We start from the raw sequence: 247 nt of genomic DNA, 5'->3' as shown, positions 1-247 counted from the left end.
GGTTGGCGAAAGCCTGATGCGCAAGGACGATGTGACCGCAGCAACCCACACATTGCTGACCGGACAGGACGCCATACAGGCAGCAGAATAAGGGCGGCCCTCGTGAGCGCAGGTGACAAACTCTCCCATATCGGTGCTTCCGGCGAAGCCCATATGGTTGATGTGGGCGACAAGGCCGAGACGGTTCGTGTTGCCAGCGCCGAGGGTTACGTGCGCATGAAGCCGGAAACCCTGCGCATCATCCGCG

General features: G+C 61.1%; 1 protein-coding gene and 1 pseudogene. Both read left to right on the top strand.

Annotated features, from left to right (window positions below):
* Window positions 1-91, top strand: a pseudogene (locus tag RT613_RS20095) (indole-3-glycerol-phosphate synthase TrpC); the annotation flags it as partial.
* Window positions 92-102: 11 nt separating this feature from the next.
* On the top strand, window positions 103-247 hold a 145-nt coding region (locus RT613_RS20090), incomplete at its 3' end, for a cyclic pyranopterin monophosphate synthase MoaC (RefSeq protein WP_409558868.1).

It is taken from the genome of Agrobacterium sp., from assembly GCF_032092815.1.
Taxonomy (GTDB): domain Bacteria; phylum Pseudomonadota; class Alphaproteobacteria; order Rhizobiales; family Rhizobiaceae; genus Agrobacterium.
This window is presented reverse-complemented; position numbering and strand designations above follow the sequence as displayed.